General features: G+C 33.2%; 19 protein-coding genes. 3 read left to right on the forward strand and 16 right to left on the reverse strand.

Annotated features, from left to right (window positions below; all coding sequences use genetic code 11):
- Positions 1 to 15: 15 nt before the first annotated feature.
- From ABEB31_RS12290 to ABEB31_RS12355, 14 genes are all read right to left on the reverse strand, one after another.
- The gene (locus tag ABEB31_RS12290; RefSeq protein ID WP_347051918.1) at positions 16 to 318 is read right to left on the reverse strand and encodes a hypothetical protein; all 303 of its coding nucleotides are present in this window, start codon (positions 316 to 318) and stop codon (positions 16 to 18) included.
- A 3-nt stretch (positions 319 to 321) separates the two neighbouring features.
- Complete coding sequence (locus ABEB31_RS12295; protein WP_347051919.1) at positions 322 to 774, reverse strand: hypothetical protein; 453 nt, start codon at positions 772 to 774, stop codon at positions 322 to 324.
- Between the two features lie 86 nt (positions 775 to 860).
- Positions 861 to 1,547 (reverse strand): YiiX family permuted papain-like enzyme, encoded by a 687-nt coding sequence (locus ABEB31_RS12300; protein ID WP_347051920.1) that lies wholly within the window; start codon positions 1,545 to 1,547, stop codon positions 861 to 863.
- Positions 1,548 to 1,643: 96 nt separating this feature from the next.
- Positions 1,644 to 2,480 carry a hypothetical protein gene (locus tag ABEB31_RS12305; protein WP_347051921.1) on the reverse strand — a complete coding sequence of 279 codons (837 nt, stop codon included), beginning with the start codon at positions 2,478 to 2,480 and terminating at the stop codon, positions 1,644 to 1,646.
- A gap of 18 nt (positions 2,481 to 2,498) precedes the next feature.
- On the reverse strand, positions 2,499 to 3,317 hold the full coding sequence (gene kdsA, locus ABEB31_RS12310) for a 3-deoxy-8-phosphooctulonate synthase (RefSeq protein WP_347051922.1): 819 nt from the start codon (positions 3,315 to 3,317) through the stop codon (positions 2,499 to 2,501).
- A 422-nt stretch (positions 3,318 to 3,739) separates the two neighbouring features.
- Positions 3,740 to 4,189 (reverse strand): 2-dehydro-3-deoxyphosphooctonate aldolase, encoded by a 450-nt coding sequence (locus tag ABEB31_RS12315; RefSeq protein WP_347051923.1) that lies wholly within the window; start codon positions 4,187 to 4,189, stop codon positions 3,740 to 3,742.
- Positions 4,190 to 4,215: 26 nt separating this feature from the next.
- Positions 4,216 to 4,860, reverse strand: a complete 645-nt coding sequence (locus ABEB31_RS12320; RefSeq protein ID WP_347051924.1) for a lysoplasmalogenase — start codon at positions 4,858 to 4,860, stop codon at positions 4,216 to 4,218.
- A 38-nt stretch (positions 4,861 to 4,898) separates the two neighbouring features.
- Complete coding sequence (locus ABEB31_RS12325; RefSeq protein ID WP_347051925.1) at positions 4,899 to 6,176, reverse strand: sterol desaturase family protein; 1,278 nt, start codon at positions 6,174 to 6,176, stop codon at positions 4,899 to 4,901.
- A 64-nt stretch (positions 6,177 to 6,240) separates the two neighbouring features.
- Complete coding sequence (locus ABEB31_RS12330; RefSeq protein WP_347051926.1) at positions 6,241 to 6,516, reverse strand: ATP-dependent Clp protease adaptor ClpS; 276 nt, start codon at positions 6,514 to 6,516, stop codon at positions 6,241 to 6,243.
- Positions 6,517 to 6,549: 33 nt separating this feature from the next.
- The gene (gene prmA, locus ABEB31_RS12335) at positions 6,550 to 7,383 is read right to left on the reverse strand and encodes a 50S ribosomal protein L11 methyltransferase (protein WP_347051927.1); all 834 of its coding nucleotides are present in this window, start codon (positions 7,381 to 7,383) and stop codon (positions 6,550 to 6,552) included.
- Positions 7,384 to 7,527: 144 nt separating this feature from the next.
- On the reverse strand, positions 7,528 to 8,280 hold the full coding sequence (gene tpiA / locus ABEB31_RS12340; RefSeq protein WP_347051928.1) for a triose-phosphate isomerase: 753 nt from the start codon (positions 8,278 to 8,280) through the stop codon (positions 7,528 to 7,530).
- A 103-nt stretch (positions 8,281 to 8,383) separates the two neighbouring features.
- The gene (locus ABEB31_RS12345) at positions 8,384 to 8,881 is read right to left on the reverse strand and encodes a TlpA family protein disulfide reductase (RefSeq protein ID WP_347051929.1); all 498 of its coding nucleotides are present in this window, start codon (positions 8,879 to 8,881) and stop codon (positions 8,384 to 8,386) included.
- A gap of 462 nt (positions 8,882 to 9,343) precedes the next feature.
- Positions 9,344 to 10,444 carry a BT_3928 family protein gene (locus ABEB31_RS12350; protein ID WP_347051930.1) on the reverse strand — a complete coding sequence of 367 codons (1,101 nt, stop codon included), beginning with the start codon at positions 10,442 to 10,444 and terminating at the stop codon, positions 9,344 to 9,346.
- A gap of 78 nt (positions 10,445 to 10,522) precedes the next feature.
- On the reverse strand, positions 10,523 to 11,062 hold the full coding sequence (locus ABEB31_RS12355) for a DUF1599 domain-containing protein (protein WP_347051931.1): 540 nt from the start codon (positions 11,060 to 11,062) through the stop codon (positions 10,523 to 10,525).
- A 142-nt stretch (positions 11,063 to 11,204) separates the two neighbouring features.
- Between ABEB31_RS12355 and folP the strand changes: the two genes are divergently transcribed.
- Genes folP through ABEB31_RS12370 form a run of 3 tightly spaced genes read left to right on the forward strand, consistent with a single transcriptional unit; the run spans position 11,205 to position 13,537 of the window.
- A complete protein-coding gene (folP, locus tag ABEB31_RS12360; RefSeq protein ID WP_347052242.1) occupies positions 11,205 to 12,035 on the forward strand; it encodes a dihydropteroate synthase in 831 nt (276 codons plus the stop codon).
- Positions 12,032 to 12,868 carry a tetratricopeptide repeat protein gene (locus ABEB31_RS12365; protein ID WP_347051932.1) on the forward strand — a complete coding sequence of 279 codons (837 nt, stop codon included), beginning with the start codon at positions 12,032 to 12,034 and terminating at the stop codon, positions 12,866 to 12,868. Before folP ends, ABEB31_RS12365 begins: the two co-directional genes overlap by 4 nt.
- An 18-nt stretch (positions 12,869 to 12,886) precedes the next feature.
- Entirely contained in the window at positions 12,887 to 13,537 is a 651-nt protein-coding gene (locus tag ABEB31_RS12370; RefSeq protein ID WP_347051933.1) for a hypothetical protein, read from the forward strand.
- Between the two features lie 49 nt (positions 13,538 to 13,586).
- Here ABEB31_RS12370 and rlmH read toward each other — a convergent pair whose 3' ends face one another.
- Both rlmH and ABEB31_RS12380 read right to left on the reverse strand, forming a co-directional pair.
- On the reverse strand, positions 13,587 to 14,060 hold the full coding sequence (gene rlmH, locus ABEB31_RS12375; protein WP_347051934.1) for a 23S rRNA (pseudouridine(1915)-N(3))-methyltransferase RlmH: 474 nt from the start codon (positions 14,058 to 14,060) through the stop codon (positions 13,587 to 13,589).
- Between the two features lie 115 nt (positions 14,061 to 14,175).
- Complete coding sequence (locus tag ABEB31_RS12380; RefSeq protein WP_347051935.1) at positions 14,176 to 15,591, reverse strand: adenosine deaminase; 1,416 nt, start codon at positions 15,589 to 15,591, stop codon at positions 14,176 to 14,178.
- Between the last annotated feature and the right edge of the window lie 64 nt (positions 15,592 to 15,655).

The raw sequence follows: 15,655 nt of genomic DNA on the forward strand, positions 1-15,655 counted from the left end.
TAAGTTCAATGACAATTACGGTTTTATAGCGATTAGATAATACATAAAAGTGACCGGAATATTAGAAAGTAAGATCAGGATTTTAAAACCAATTTCTTTTCGTTGCTGAGGCAAGTGAATAAATTTATCTCCTAAATGAAAAAACATAATTGCATTTACCATTATTGCAAATAAGGCAAAAGGCCAGGCCATAACCAAAACAGTAGAATTTTCATCTGAGATAATATAAAAAATAAATAAAATTGTAATAATAATAAAGGTTCCAACAGTTAATTCTATAGACTGTTTCTCTTTAAAAGGATGATGAATTGTTTCCATATTTTAAATTTTAAAAGTTCGCTGAATAGTTTTAACAGGTAAAAAAAGCATTTTAGAAAAATCCAGATAATGAAAAGGAAGCGCTTGTTTCCCTTCCCTATATTGCTGCATGAAATAAGAAATACGTTTGGGATAAAAAATCGATCCTGATACTATAACCATATACAAATACAGACTTCTTTTTCCGTTTCCAAACAAATAATATTGCATTCCAATTTCTTCAAAAACTGAAACTCCTGTATTTGTCAGCACATGTATGACGTCGTGATCTTCCAGTTTTTCCTGAATATCAAAATGATTGGTTCGCAGAAAATTCCCCAGACCAAATCCTAAACTTTCTTTTGGATAATCTAGCAACACGGTTTTATTAATTTCCCAGGGTTTATTTTTCTTGAAATATTTCTGATACGGTTTTTTAGAACATTCGTATAGTTTTTCAATCAGATAATCTCTCATAATCTATTTTTTAAAAGTTCTTTGAATTTCAAAGTAAATTGGTAAATAAAAAAGCTGGAAATAAAATAACTAGCTTTTTTGAAATATTAATAGGTGTCTGCTACAGTTTTCAATAAATTAGAGTCGGCAAGATCAGAAGGAGCAACGACTTTCTCGTGCAAAGGAATATCATTTCCATAACGCTCTTTTAATATTTTTTGAACCATTGGGTTTTTTAAATTAAAGTCCTTCAATTCACGAAGTTGAGATAATTCAATTCCAACATGCTGGTAAATTTTCCAAACGAGTTCAGAACAGTAAATTCTGTTGTCTGTCCATTCAAAATAGGCATCATATTCCTTGCCTTCAAACTGCTGACTGTAAGCTTTCATTTTTTCTAAAACATCCGGTTTTAATACCCTGTCGTTTTTTAATCGCTTTATAACATATTGGCTTCCTTTTCCATGTTTGATCCAGTCTTCAATAGGCGTCAGCTTTACAGGCTGAACGGCTTCAAAAACAAACCATTTTCCATTTAAATCATAAATTATTCCACAGTGTGAAAATTTGGAATTGGTGGCTATTCTAACTGCTTCGCATTGTTTCGATTCTGAAGTCTGGAAAATAATATCGCCATCTCTATATGGAGTCTCAGTTGCTTTTTTGGTAACTGCTTTTTCCTGTTGGCCTCCGGTGAAAGGGTTATTGGGAAAAACTTTTATGGCAATAAAAAGAGCACATCCAAAACTTAGGACAAATGTTATTATCGAAAAAAGATATTTTTTAGATTTCATAGCAGTATTTAAAGTACTTTGAGATACAAAGTAAATGATAAAAAAAATAGCTGCCAAATAAAATGACAGCTATTTTTAAATATTTTGAGAAAATGATCAGACTTTAAAAATTCCGCCGACAGCGATAATTCTTTGAAAATAATAAAAGTGCTGTGAAGCTTTATCTTCATTGCTTGTAGTTGTTCTAATATCTTTCATATCAATATAACCACCTTTTAATTCTCCCTGAATATAAAAATGCTTGAAAAAAGTAACATTGATACCCGCTTTTGCAGAAATACCATATCCGGAAACGTGAAAATCGTCATGACGTTCTTTTCCTAAAAGCATTGTATTGGTTTTTGGATATAAGACTCCCGCACCAAGACCTTCAGTCAGATTAATTTGAACCTTGTCAATGTTCGGAAGGTTGAAAATTTTAGAAATATCATCAAATCTGGAAACTTCTGTGTTAATATAGTTCAAACCGTCTGTATGCTCGTAAGTCAAAAAGGTTTCGTCTGTAAAATTAACCGGAGTATTATTGTATACACCATTGTGAACAGGACCGTCGATATAACCTGTAACATTTGCAGTTTGATCTTGCGTCATAACATATTTCATGTGATCAACCCCAATTGCAACGCTGTAATGATCGCTGAAAAAATAACCAAGTCTCAGGTTTGTCTGCGGAATGGTCATATTTGCCGGATTGATATAATCAATATGCCAGCCTTTTGGTTTATCATGAGCAGTCATATTATCGACTGTAAAGTTATAATCCTTACCTCTGAAATTTACATCAGATTTAGAATAACTTTCCCGGTTTCCGCCCCACATAACAAAGAATTTACCTTTATTGTGAGCGGTATATTTCTGTACCGGAATTTCTTCTTGTGCAAAAGTGCTTAGTGAAAATCCCAGTAAAACGAAAAATAAAAATTTTGTTTTCAAAGAACTTAAGTATTATATTTAAAATGAGTTAACCGTTTTTCTGATAGCTACTAATTTGTTCATCAGACCTTCAAAATAATCTAAATGAAGCATATTTGCGCCATCACTTTTTGCATTAGCAGGATCAAAATGTGTTTCAATAAAAATACCGTCAACACCAACAGCAATACCAGCTTTTGCCACCGTCTCAATCATGTCCGGTCTTCCGCCCGTAACACCGGCAGTTTGGTTAGGCTGTTGTAAAGAATGAGTAACGTCAAGAACCGTAGAAGCATATTGCTGCATTGTCGGGATACCTCTAAAATCAACAATCATGTCCTGGTAACCAAACATAGTACCACGATCTGTAACCATAACACTCTCATTATGACAATCTAAAACTTTTTGAACAGCGTGTTTCATGCTTTCCGGACTCATAAATTGTCCTTTTTTCAGGTTCACTACTTTTCCTGTATTTGCCGCCGCAACCACAAGATCTGTCTGTCGAACCAGAAAAGCAGGAATTTGAAGTACGTCAACATATTGTGCTGCCATATCGGCATCTTCATTGGTATGAATATCTGTAACAGTCGGAACATGAAAAGTTTCCGAAACTTTTCTTAAGATTTTTAATGCTTTTTCGTCTCCAATTCCAGAGAAACTGTCAATTCTGGAACGGTTTGCTTTTTTAAAAGATCCTTTAAATACATAAGGAATCTGAAGTGTGTCGGTAATGCCAACTAATTTTTCAGCAATTCTCATCGCCATTTCTTCTCCTTCGATTGCACAAGGCCCAGCCAATAAAAAGAAATTCCCGCTGTCAGTATGCTTAATTTGTGGAATATTTTGTATGTTCATTGTATAAATTTTTGGTAGTGCAAAGGTAGTCATGATTTATGAATACCAGATGAAGATTTAAGATTATTTTATGAACCCCGAAAGCTTTCGGGGCTGCTATTCGCTACAGTCTTTTTCTGCAAATCTTTTTTTCTTGGTTACTTGCAGGAGCTTCCGTTGGTCGCTATGCAGTAACCAGAAAAAATAGATTTTCTCAAAAAAGGATTTCTCCTGAAATTTCAGGACTATCAGGGTTGCAAGTGTAGTGGAATTATGAAAAATTAAGTTAATTTCTATTTCCTATTTGCATCAGGATTTGGATATAAGAACATCCATTTATGTGATGTAAAAAAGGTCTTTTTTACTGAAATCTTGTTCACTTCTAATCATATCTCATTCTAAGATGATATCTTAAATTGTTTGGGTAAGATTCTTTAATCCTGTTATTGCTTCAGCCTCAATCCCAGCGGGACCATTAAAATTCCTTTTTCATAAATGTTTAAATAAAGTTTAACCGGCTTTTTTTGACCTTCCCACTTTAGTTCATAAACATTTAAAAATCCGGCTCCCATATTACTTCTTTTAGTTGGAAACGGACAACAGGTTTCCAGTCTTTCATATGTGATTTTTTCGCCGTTTGGTCCTGCCAGAGCGTTTAGAAAACGGGATTCATTTAAGGTCTCGCTGTTCGTATTTTGAAAAAATAAATTAACAGGGTAGTCAGGATCGTAACCGTATTTTTTGTCCTTTGCAAATTGAGTAATTGCAAAAGTATTATCCTTCTTTAAAATTAAATCGGGCGCATTGTCATCCACATTTTTCAAAGTCGATTTTGTACTTACGCAGGAAGAAGCCGTTACTAATAAAACAATAAAAAGAGCTAGTTTTTTCATGAGTTGAGGTTATTGCAGCAATTAAATTATTCCTGTATTTCTTTTGGGTTTAGTTTTAAAATACCGACTACAATCAGATATTGTGCCAGAAGATAAGTTAACATAATAAAAAATGAGCTTTTAGGAACCGGAGCATAAAATTTGTTAACTGCTAAAATACTATCAGAAATAATGAATAAAAATGCTCCTGAAAAAACAATAAAATTACCTGGTTTTTTCCAAACGAGCAAACCGTTAAGAGCAAATAAAATCATGATGGAAATTACCGAGGCGTATAGAATTACCGGGACCTCAAGATCTCCTAGAAAGGGCATTAAAATGCTAACCATCCCGATCAGGTAAAATGCAATCAAAATACTTCCAATTACAAATAGCGGTTTATTTTGTTTTTTTCTGATATTATGCTGCCTGTTAAACAAAATGCAATAAATAATATGCGAGATCAGAAAACAGACAAGTCCGATAATGAAATAAAGTTCTCCAAGGTCTGTAAAAAGCAGTATCACATCTCCGAACCAGGAAAAGATAAGTGCCGTTATTAAAGTATTCTGAGTTGGAAATTTTCTGTAAAAATAAGCTCCAAATCCAATTATAGGAATTAACAGAGGTTTTAGAAAAAGATCGAAATATTCATAACCTGCAAACAGAATGATGAGGTAGGCGACGCTCAATACGAGGTAGATTTTAAAAAAATAAGAGTTTCTCATCATTAGGGGTTGTGAATTAATATATTGGTTTGTCTGGTCTTAAATTCAAAATTTACAAAATAAACGGTTGTTACAAAAGATACTGCCAGGTAAGTAAGTATAATATAATTACCTATAGGAACTGTATTATTTAAGCCGAACCAATCTCCGTAATAAGTAATTATACCAATAACAACCATCATTCTAATACCTTCCCAAACAACTGCAAATCTATTTTTGTCCATTAGTACGGTATAGCTGTAAATCGTCAGGAAAATAAAAAATCCATAGACAAATATATTCGGCAGACCAATTCGGGCTATATTATCAAATAAATAGCTGACAAATAACAAGGTAATTAAAACCTGGATAACAGACCACAATATAAGTCTCTGAGAATTTTGGATACCATATTTTTCAAAATTAAAAACATTTTCAATTTTGTGTACCGGATATTTTTCTTCGAAATTTTCGGGTCTCCAGCCCGTTGGTTTGAACCAAATAGTTAGTTTATCTTTCCATTTTGGAGCACGCCATGCATCTTTAATTAATAAAGTCAAATGCTGAAAATTGATTTTAATAGGATTCCATGTATTGGCAGGTCTTGTAATTCCGAAAACCGGCGGTACATCGTCAAGTTCTTCCTGGAAAGTTCCAAAAAGCTTGTCCCAGAAAATAAAAATCTGAGCATGATTTTTATCCAAATATTCCGGATTAATAGCATGATGTACACGATGATGTGATGGCGTTACTAAGATATGTTCCACAAAACCCATTTTTTTAATGTGTTTTGTATGGTACCAAAACTGCAAAAACAAATGCAGCGGAAGGGTTATTGCAATTACCGAAGCGGGAACGCCCAACAATGCTGCAGGGATTAATAAAAACGTAAATAAATTGACCAGACCTGCAATAGGCTGACGCAGTGCACAAGCAAGATTAAACTCTTCACTACTGTGATGAATGGCATGTTTATTCCAGAGAAAATTTATTTGATGTGCCAGCCTGTGACTCCAGTATCCGTAAAAGTCAATGGCAAAAAAGGCGATGAAGTAGGAGAGAACAGTAACTTCCAGATGTTGCAGAGCAATTTTAGAAACCAGCCATTCGTAAGAAAGAAAAGTGATACTGAGGCCTAAAACATCTTTTACAGAATTGGTTATCCCGGAACTTATGCTCGAAACACTGTCGATAAGCGGCGAAGTGTCGTTCTTTTTATAGATGCCGTATATTTTTTCAATGATAATTAAGGTCAAAAAAACAGGCATTGCAATGATCAATATCTTTCCATATTCCTCCATAAAAAAAGCATTCTATTTCATTCAAATATAGAATAAAATAGAATGCTTTTTAAATTATTTTAAACTAAACAATTTCGGCGCTAAGACCAGCTTCCAGAAGTTGCGTGCATTGTGGTTTAAGTTTTTCAATCGGACCTGTTTTTACAGTGCATTTTCCGTTGTAATGAACAATCAAAGAACATTGCTCAGCTTGTTCGGCCGTGTGGCTGCAAACGCGCATAAGAGTATCAATTACGTGATCAAAAGTATTTACATCATCATTGTAAACGATAATCTCGTTATTAAAAGCAATTGTTTCTTTCTCGCGAACCTTTTCTCTTACTTTTTCTTTAGTACTCATATCTTAAAAGTTTTTGTACTGAATTTCCAGTATCTAATTTACGTATTTTAGGGATACCCAGTTGTTTCTTTGAAGTTTTTTAACATACGTCAGACCTTTTTCAACGCATGAGGCATCGATAAACGGAATGTCCTCTTCGTAAAAACCGCTAAAAAGTATAATGCCTTTTGGGTTCAAAGCGTCGACGTACGACTGCATGTCATTCAACAAGATATTTCTGTTGATATTGGCAATAATCAAATCGTAGTTTTTTCCTGCCAGTAAAGCCGCATCGCCCTCATATACGCTGATGTGTTTGCAATTATTGCGTTCGGCATTTTCAATAGAATTTAAATAACACCAATTGTCAATATCAATAGCATCGATAGGTTCTGCACCTTTCATTTCTGCTAAAATGGCTAAAATTGCAGTTCCGCAGCCCATGTCCAAAGTTTTCAAACCTTTTACATCCATTTCTAATAAATGCTGAATCATCATGTGAGTTGTTTCGTGATGTCCGGTTCCAAAACTCATTTTTGGCTCAATTAAAATATCAAATTCAGCGTCTGTTTTTGGGTGAAAAGGTGCACGAACGTGGCATTTTCCATCAACATCAATCGGTTCGAAGTTTTTTTCCCATTCTTCGTTCCAGTTTACCTGCTCGATTTCTTCAATAGTATATGTAATTTTAAACTCTTCAGATTGTAAAATGTAAATGTCATCCAGAATATTCTCGTCCCATAAATCTTTCTTCACAAAAGCCGAAATCCCGTTCTCTGATTCTGTAAAACTTTCAAACGCTTTTTCTCCTAATTCTGCAACTAAAATTTCAGAACCTAATTCTTTTGGTTCAATAGTAAAGTGATATCCTAAATATATATTTGACATAAAAAAAATTTTTGCAAAGGTAATTGTTAAATTATAAAATTCAATTTAAAAATTCCAAATTCCAATTTTAAAACGAAAAACCATTCGCAACGCGAATGGTTTTTTGTAAAATCTATCCCGAGGAATCGGGACTAAAATCTTAAATTAAATAGCGGTAACAATAGCTAGGAAATCATCTGCTTTTAAAGCAGCTCCTCCAATAAGACCACCGTCTACGTCTGGTTTCGAGAAAATTTCTTTAGCGTTTTCCGGTTTTACAGAACCACCGTATAAGATAGAAACTTCATCTGCAATTTCAGCTCCAAAAGCTTTGCGGATTGTTTCTCTGATAAATTCGTGCATTTCCTGTGCCTGTTCCGGCGAAGCTGTTTCTCCCGTTCCGATTGCCCAAACTGGTTCGTAAGCCAAAACTACTTTAGACCATGATTCTTTTGCAATATGAAAAACACCGTCACGTAATTGGTTTTCAACAATGTTGAAATGACTATCTGACTGACGGTCTTTTAATTCTTCGCCAAAACAGAAGATAACAGTCATATCATGTTTTAAAGCTGTGTCCACTTTATTAGCAATCAAAGCGTCAGTTTCGTTAAAGATCGCTCTTCTTTCAGAATGACCTAAAATAACTGTGTTTACTCCGATGCTTGTTAACATATCTGCAGAAATTTCTCCTGTAAAAGCACCGCCTTCAGCCTGGTGAACGTTTTGAGCAGAAACTCCGATAGTTGTATTTTTTAATTTTGCAGCTGCCGCTTGTAAATTTACAAAAGTTGGTGCTACGATAACTTGTGCATTTGTTTTTGCTGGAATTTTAGCAATTAACTCATTCAATAATTCTTCAGTTTGAGCTGCATTTTTATGCATTTTCCAGTTTCCTGCAACAATCGATTTTCTCATTTTGGTAGTTTTATATTATTTTTTGTTTTTTGTTTTTTGAAAGTAAGTCAAAGTTCAATTTAAAATTGCGATGAATTTTAACATTGCAATTGTCATTGAATATTTATTTCAGTGTTTGTAAAGTAGAATTGATTTTATCAAAATCGGTTTCGATTGCACGGTATAAGACAATTTTTCCTGCTTTGTCTACCACAATATATCTCGGAATCCAATCCAGATCAATCGCTTTACCAAAAAGCCCCTTCATACCATCATTCATCATATAATGATCCCCTTTATTTAATTCGTGTTTTTCTATTCCAGCTTTCCATTTCTCAGCCGTTTTATCAGCAGAAATAAATAAATAAGAAACATCAGGATTGTTGGCTTGCAGTTCTTTTAATTTTGGCATTGCTTTTACACAGTCACCACACCAGGAAGCCCAAACTTCGATTACTAAAGTTTTTCCTTTGTATTTTTTTAAAATGTTTTTGAATGTAACCTGACTTCCGTCGGCGGCTAATAATTTTTCGGATAATGCCTCTTTAGAAAAACTTGTTTTCTGAGCTTGTGAACATGAAAATGTAATAAATGCGATTAAGGCTAAAGCAATTTGTTTCATATTAAAATATAATAATTTTTAAAGTCGTGAATTCACAAAGTTAAAGAAACAATTTGAAAGCCAAATACAGATTAACAAAATTTGAAGAGTCACTTATTTTGTAACAAAAATGAAGTTTCAGGTTAGAATAAGCCGAATGAAATCGTAATAGTAGAGAAGAATAATAGTATGTTTTTTGAACTCTTATTTTTCAGAAGGAAAAAAAGAAAAATTTTTTGAGATTCAGGTTAAAATTTTAATCAAAAAAACGTCAGGTTATAATCAAAAAGCCGTTCATAAAAATAAAATTATGAAAGACTTTCTTTTGGTTATTTTTTGAGTAAAAAAAAAAGAAGTCCTGAAAAGGACTTCTTTTAATTATAATAGATTTAATTTGAAAGTAACTTTAATCGCTTCTTTCTGCTTATCGGATTTCAAATTTAAACCATCTAGCTTTTTAAGGTAATTTTTATATAGTAAATATTAGAATCTCAAATCATCAACATCATTATAATGTACTTTCTGAACAACTACGCCTTTACTGAGAACAACGATACTAGGATTTGCTCTTTCAATTGTTTTTAAGGTTGTTGCGTCGCAGAAATAAAAATCTGTATTTAAGTTATATTGTTTTTTTGCTTTTGCGATTTCATCTGCTCCAGAAGCGGTCATTGCAATTACTTTGTATCCTTTTGCTTTTGCATCGGCACTAACTTTTGCTAATTTCTGCATTCCTTCCGGATTTGATTTGGCTAAATCATAAGTAACAAAAATAACCAGTTTTGGTTCCTGAAGCAATTCTTCCTTATAATCAGAATCGTCTTTTGTCATAGTGAAATCGTGAATAGGAGGAACGTATCCTTCTGAAATCACTTTGTCCTTTCTGTCTACAAAGACGGCGCCTTCTGGTATGTTCATTAAATCTTTTTCGGTAAATTCTTTATCTACACCATTTACTTTGTAAATGAAAATCATTTCTACAACCGATTTTGGAGCGCCTTCCGGAATTTCCATTCCTTTTTGAATGCTGGATCCCACTTTGAACGGACGGAAATCTTTTATCGGATTGTGATTTAAAACCCAAACCGCCATAAATACACATAAAACTATACTTAGTAAGGTGATTAAGTTGGTAACCAATTTTGAAAATAAAGGTTTGACTAATTTTTTATTAATGAATAAAATCAAAATAAAGAAAAGCAAAACCACATCTTTTGTAAAGGATTGCCAAGGAGTTAAGTGTAAAGCGTCTCCGAAACATCCGCAATCTTTTACCACATCAAAATAAGCAGAGTAGAAGGTAAGGAAAGTAAAGAAAACGATTAAAAGCAACAGCGCCCAAATGGTCAATTTAGATTTATATCCAACTAACAGCATCACACCCAAGACAACTTCCAGAATAACTAAAAAAATCGCTAAACCTAACGCTAAAGGTTCTAAAAACGGCATATTAAAAACCGGTTCGCTAAAATATTCTGCCAGTTTATAAGAGAAACCAACAGGATCATTTAGTTTTATTAGTCCGGAAATGATAAATAGTACACCGACAAATAATCGGGAGAATTGAGTAATGATGTTTTTCATATTATTATGTATTTTGCAACGAATTCACGAATAAGCAAGAATTCATTTGTTGGGAATGCGTGAATTTGTAGCTAATATTTATTTGATTGGATTTAAAATTAGAGCAAAAACAGAATAATTAATCATATCCTGATAATTGGCGTCAATACCTTCAGATACAATTGTTTTGCCTTTATTGTCTTCAATTTGTTTTACACGAAGCAGTTTTTGCAGAATCAGATCTGTTAGAGAACTAACGCGCATATCGCGCCACGCCTCACCGTAATCGTGGTTTTTGGCTTCCATTAATTCTTTAGTTATTTTAACCTGTTGATCGTATAATTCGGTTGCTTTTTCTACGTCTAAATCGGGTTGGTCTACAACGCCTAATTCTAATTGAATCAATGCCATAATCGAATAATTTATAATTCCTATAAATTCCCCTTTTTCATCTTCGTCCACTTTGCGGATTTCATTTTCCTGTAAACTTCTGATTCTTTGTGCTTTTATAAAAATCTGATCGGTAAGTGACGGCAATCTTAAAATTCTCCACGCACTGCCATAGTCGGTCATTTTATTAATAAACAAGGTTCGGCAAACCGTGATTACATTATCAAATTCTAAGGAAGTATTCTTCATTTATATGCTGTATATTTGCTAAAATTTCTTCAAAAATAAGGAAAAAATTTTAAGTTTCAGGTTTCAGGTTTTCTTTGTTTCAGGTTAAAATCTGATGAAAACGTTTGCCAACCTGAAACCTGAAATTAAAAAACTTGAAACTATGTTGATTAACTGTAAAGGCCGGCTTATAGATTTGACAATTCCGAAAGTGATGGGAATTCTCAATATTACTCCAAATTCTTTCTTTGACGGCGGAAAATATAAAAACGAAACAGAGATTCTTTCGCAAGTACAAAAAATGCTTGCTGAAGGCGCTGATTTTATTGATATTGGGGCCTATTCCAGTAAACCAAGCGCTGAATTTGTTTCAGAAAAAGAAGAAATTGGCAGAATTGTTCCGGCTATTGAGTTAATTTTGAAGCGCTTTCCAGAGACATTATTATCAATCGACACTTTCAGGGCTGAGGTTGCCAAAGCCAGTATAGAAAATGGCGCTGCAATTATAAACGATATTGCAGCGGGAGAATTAGACGATAAAATGTTTGACATGATTGCTAAATACAATGTTCCTTACATTATGATGCACATGCGTGGAAACCCGCAAAACATGCAGAGTTTAACGGAATATGATGATATTATAAAAGAAATGCTTTTTTATTTTTCTGAAAAAGTAGCAAAAGCCAGACGTTTAGGAATTAATGATTTAATTTTGGATCCGGGTTTTGGTTTTGCTAAAACAACCGATCAGAATTATGAAGTAATGCAGAAAATGGAACTTTTCAATGGGTTGGAATTGCCTGTTTTAGCGGGGATTTCGAGAAAATCGATGATTTATAAAACCCTTGATATTTCACCACAGGAAGCTTTAAACGGAACCACTTTCTTAAATACAATTGCATTGACAAAGGGAGCGAAAATTCTTCGTGTTCATGATGTAAAAGAAGCGGTAGAATGTGTTACTTTGTTTAATAAACTGAGTTTTGAAATATGAAAAGGAAAAATTTTTTAATCTGTCTGATTTATTTTTTGGCGTATATTGGTTATGGACAAATCCCGCCTTTACCGCCACCACCGCCAAAACAAACAAAATCATCAAAAGATAAAATTTACGGTGATTATTCTTCAGATAATAATAAAAAGGATAAAAGCAAACAAAAGACCAAAATAGTTGAAGTTACGACCTATAATGAACCTGTCGTTGACAAAAAAATCTTTGTTTCTGATTTTAAAGTTTCATTAGAAGAGTTTTATAATGTAAACTCCAATTTTTATTATAAAAAAGTGGAAGACCTATTATCTAAATTGGATACAACATTGATCTCTGATGAACAAATAATAAGTTTAACCAAATATAAAATTCATGCAAATGCAATAAATCCAAGTAATTTAGATAGTTTGGCACGTAAAGCATATAAATTGAATGAAGAGAAAAAGTATGATGAAGCCCTTATTATAACCAAACAAATTCTTTATCAAAGTCCAAATAATATTACTGGGCACAAAGAAAGTTCTTATGCTTACAAACATCTCGGCAATACTGAGTTGTCGAATGCTCATTTTAAGATGATGGTAAAATTAATTAATTCTGTTATGAAATATGGAGAAGGAATTCGTTCTTCACCTTATATTTTGAATAATTTTTTTGAAGGAGTATCGATATATGAAGCTAAATTTGGCTTATATCCACAAAGGACCCGATTAATTCTAACAAAAGAAAAAGTGCTCTTAGCAGGTTATGACAGCTATCATATTATGCGTTTTGCCAATTTAACACATTGGTTTCCGATGCTAAAAGAAGAAGATTATAAAGTTGAATTAGATTAGATTAATAAAATAATAAATATGAAATATTTTGCTGTACTTATTTGTTTGTTTCTTTTCTCCTGCGGAAAAAAAGAAGATGTTCTGCTGCCGAAATCAAACATTACGATAGTTAAAAATGTCGAGGATCACTCGCCAATTTACATCTTTTTCAAAACAGAAGGAAAAGATACAATCGCCGATGTAAACCGTAAAAGCAGTATTATTTCAACGAATTGGATTTTTAACATCGACAAACGTTTGCCTTTAAAATTGGTAATTCCCCAAGTGATGAAGCTGCAGGAAAAGAAAAGAGCCGACAGTGCCCATAAAAATAAAAATGCTGAAAACTACTATTCCTACGCAGATTCTGTAGGGAAAAATTTAGCTTTTCTACCATTCACCAAATTGTTTTACACAACGGGAATAGCTAATAACAGAAGTCAATTGTATTTTAAGAAAAACGGAAAGATTCTCTTTACCAGCTATAGAAATACGTACGATTTTCCTAGAAATGATCTAAGAGCATTTATAGATAGTTTAAATATAAATCCAAAGGCTGAAATTAAATTTTCTTATGATAAAAATATGACGTACGGAGATTATATCCAATGTAAAATTCTTGTCGAAAAAGTGATGCAGACAAAAAAGGACTATGTTTTTATAAATAAAAATGAAGAATTTATTTTCTAAAGTTTAGATAAATCAGCGTTTTAAAACTAAACAACCTGAAACAAAATCGCTACTGATGATGATAAGGTTCATTCCTTAATATTGTAAAACCTCTATACAATTGTTCGATAAAAAATAGACGCACCATCTGATGTGAAAACGTCATCAGCGAAAGCGAAATTTTTCCCTGCGCTTTGCTGTAAACCGTATCCGAAAATCCGTAAGGGCCACCAATTACAAAGACAAGCGTTTTAATTCCGGAGTTCATTTTCTTTTGTAATTCTTCAGAGAAACCAACGCTGGAAAAGTTTTTGCCATTTTCATCTAATAAAATTAACTGATCTGTCGGTGTTAATTTAGCTAAGATTAATTCGCCTTCTTTTTCCTTTTGCTGACTTTCGGATAAGTTTTTTACGTTTTTGATATCGGGAATAATTTCCAGTTCAAATTTTATATAAAAAGACAGGCGTTTAGTATAATCGTCGATTAAAGTCTGCAGTGATTTATTGTCGGTTTTGCCAATGGCGATAAGCTTGATGTTCATTGTTTTGTAGTTTGCCAAGAATTTCACGAATTAGCACGAATTTACATTTAATTTTTTTCAAATCTGCTTTAATCTTTTTTAAATCTGCGTGCAATTTTCTGTTTGATTAAACAATTTAGTTCTTAGAAAACTTAGCTTCAAAAGTTTTAAAACGATTATCTAAATCTTTCAGTAATTGTTTTTTGACGGATTCATCCTGAATAAAACTATAATTGATACTGTTGTAAACATATTTCTTAATTGTCTCATACGTAACATCAGGATATCTTTTTGCAAGCAAAACATATTGTTCGGTCATATTGCTTCTCAAAATACCGGCATCGTCTGTACTGATTACGATTGGCACATTAAACTCTTTGTAAAGCGTAAACGGATGTCGGTTTTCTTTCACTTTTAGAATAAATTCGTTACTCACTAAATTAATTTCGATCGGAATATTGTTTTTAGACATATATTTCAACAAATCATACGAATTTGATTCGTAGGCAATGTCAACTCCATGGCCAATTCTGTTAGCGCCTGCAATATAAATGGCGTCGTTAATATGCCATGTCAGTTCTTCGGGCTGAACGAGACCTAAAGTCAGTTCGCCCGCATGAAGCGTATATTTTACATCCGAAAATTTAGAATGGCAGTATTTAAACATCACCATGTGAAGCCAGTAATCTTTCATCGAATTTTCGCCATGTTCTGGAGAGACAATATTGACTCCTGCAGTTAGTTTACTTTCGCTTGACGAAATAAAAGCAATAGCCAGATTTTTGAACAAATCTACCGGTTCCATAAAGCGAAGCACAAAATTCTGATAACGCATGGTAAAACGTTCGTCATCAATTTTTAAATCTTTATGAAGTTTGGCCAGGAAATTAATGTTGAAATCCTCAGCATATTTCTTTGCGTCTTTTTTCTGAAAAGATTTATACAATTCGTCTAAAAGTTTTAAAACAGCTTTTTCGTCTCTTTGCGCAGCAGCTTTTCGAAGTTTAGAATTAAAATCTGCCAAATCAGCAACATCCATATCACACGGAATTGTACTTAGCTGCGTCTCAATGTAACTTACATTTTCAGCAATTGCACGTTTTTTTAATTCCAGCATTCCTTCTGCAAAATGACCCTGAATAGTGGGTTCGAATTTCATAAAGGAATCAAAAAACAAATCATCAGAAGGAACCGAGCCGTTATAATCTTTAACCGACCAGGTTTGCATGATTTGCTGTTGATAAAAATCCAGTTTTCCGATATTTTTTAGCGAAGAAAAAGTTTGCCAGTTTCCAGTTGCAGGTTTGGTTTTAGAAACTGCCATAGTTTCGATATTCAAATAAAAATCTTCTGCGATCGCTCTTTCTAAAAGCGGCTCTGCGTAAACTGATCCTGAAAAGTGATGATGTAGATCGCCTCCTTTGGGCATTTGTTGAAAAAAAGCAGTTAAGAGCGCTTCATTATTTCTGTTTTTTTCTAAATAACTCTCAGCCGATTGAGAAAAGCCGATTTGTGTTATAAAAATACAGAAAAGTGTAATTATCCTTGTCATACTCTAAGTTTAAATTACATGCAAATATAGGAATTTCTGCGAAAATTTGAAAATGGTTTTTTTT

Source organism: Flavobacterium olei (genome assembly GCF_039749035.1).
Classification (GTDB): domain Bacteria; phylum Bacteroidota; class Bacteroidia; order Flavobacteriales; family Flavobacteriaceae; genus Flavobacterium; species Flavobacterium olei.

Bases quoted from the DNA above. Each gene is read 5' to 3' on its own strand.
- ABEB31_RS12290 (WP_347051918.1), bottom strand. From the start codon at position 318: ATGGAAACAATTCATCATCCTTTTAAAGAGAAACAGTCTATAGAATTA.
- ABEB31_RS12295 (WP_347051919.1), bottom strand. From the start codon at position 774: ATGAGAGATTATCTGATTGAAAAACTATACGAATGTTCTAAAAAACCG.
- ABEB31_RS12300 (WP_347051920.1), bottom strand. From the start codon at position 1,547: ATGAAATCTAAAAAATATCTTTTTTCGATAATAACATTTGTCCTAAGT.
- kdsA (WP_347051922.1), bottom strand. From the start codon at position 3,317: ATGAACATACAAAATATTCCACAAATTAAGCATACTGACAGCGGGAAT.
- ABEB31_RS12315 (WP_347051923.1), bottom strand. From the start codon at position 4,189: ATGAAAAAACTAGCTCTTTTTATTGTTTTATTAGTAACGGCTTCTTCC.
- ABEB31_RS12325 (WP_347051925.1), bottom strand. From the start codon at position 6,176: ATGGAGGAATATGGAAAGATATTGATCATTGCAATGCCTGTTTTTTTG.
- ABEB31_RS12330 (WP_347051926.1), bottom strand. From the start codon at position 6,516: ATGAGTACTAAAGAAAAAGTAAGAGAAAAGGTTCGCGAGAAAGAAACA.
- prmA (WP_347051927.1), bottom strand. From the start codon at position 7,383: ATGTCAAATATATATTTAGGATATCACTTTACTATTGAACCAAAAGAA.
- tpiA (WP_347051928.1), bottom strand. From the start codon at position 8,280: ATGAGAAAATCGATTGTTGCAGGAAACTGGAAAATGCATAAAAATGCA.
- ABEB31_RS12345 (WP_347051929.1), bottom strand. From the start codon at position 8,881: ATGAAACAAATTGCTTTAGCCTTAATCGCATTTATTACATTTTCATGT.
- ABEB31_RS12350 (WP_347051930.1), bottom strand. From the start codon at position 10,444: ATGAAAAACATCATTACTCAATTCTCCCGATTATTTGTCGGTGTACTA.
- ABEB31_RS12355 (WP_347051931.1), bottom strand. From the start codon at position 11,062: ATGAAGAATACTTCCTTAGAATTTGATAATGTAATCACGGTTTGCCGA.
- folP (WP_347052242.1), top strand. From the start codon at position 11,205: ATGTTGATTAACTGTAAAGGCCGGCTTATAGATTTGACAATTCCGAAA.
- ABEB31_RS12365 (WP_347051932.1), top strand. From the start codon at position 12,032: ATGAAAAGGAAAAATTTTTTAATCTGTCTGATTTATTTTTTGGCGTAT.
- ABEB31_RS12370 (WP_347051933.1), top strand. From the start codon at position 12,887: ATGAAATATTTTGCTGTACTTATTTGTTTGTTTCTTTTCTCCTGCGGA.
- rlmH (WP_347051934.1), bottom strand. From the start codon at position 14,060: ATGAACATCAAGCTTATCGCCATTGGCAAAACCGACAATAAATCACTG.
- ABEB31_RS12380 (WP_347051935.1), bottom strand. From the start codon at position 15,591: ATGACAAGGATAATTACACTTTTCTGTATTTTTATAACACAAATCGGC.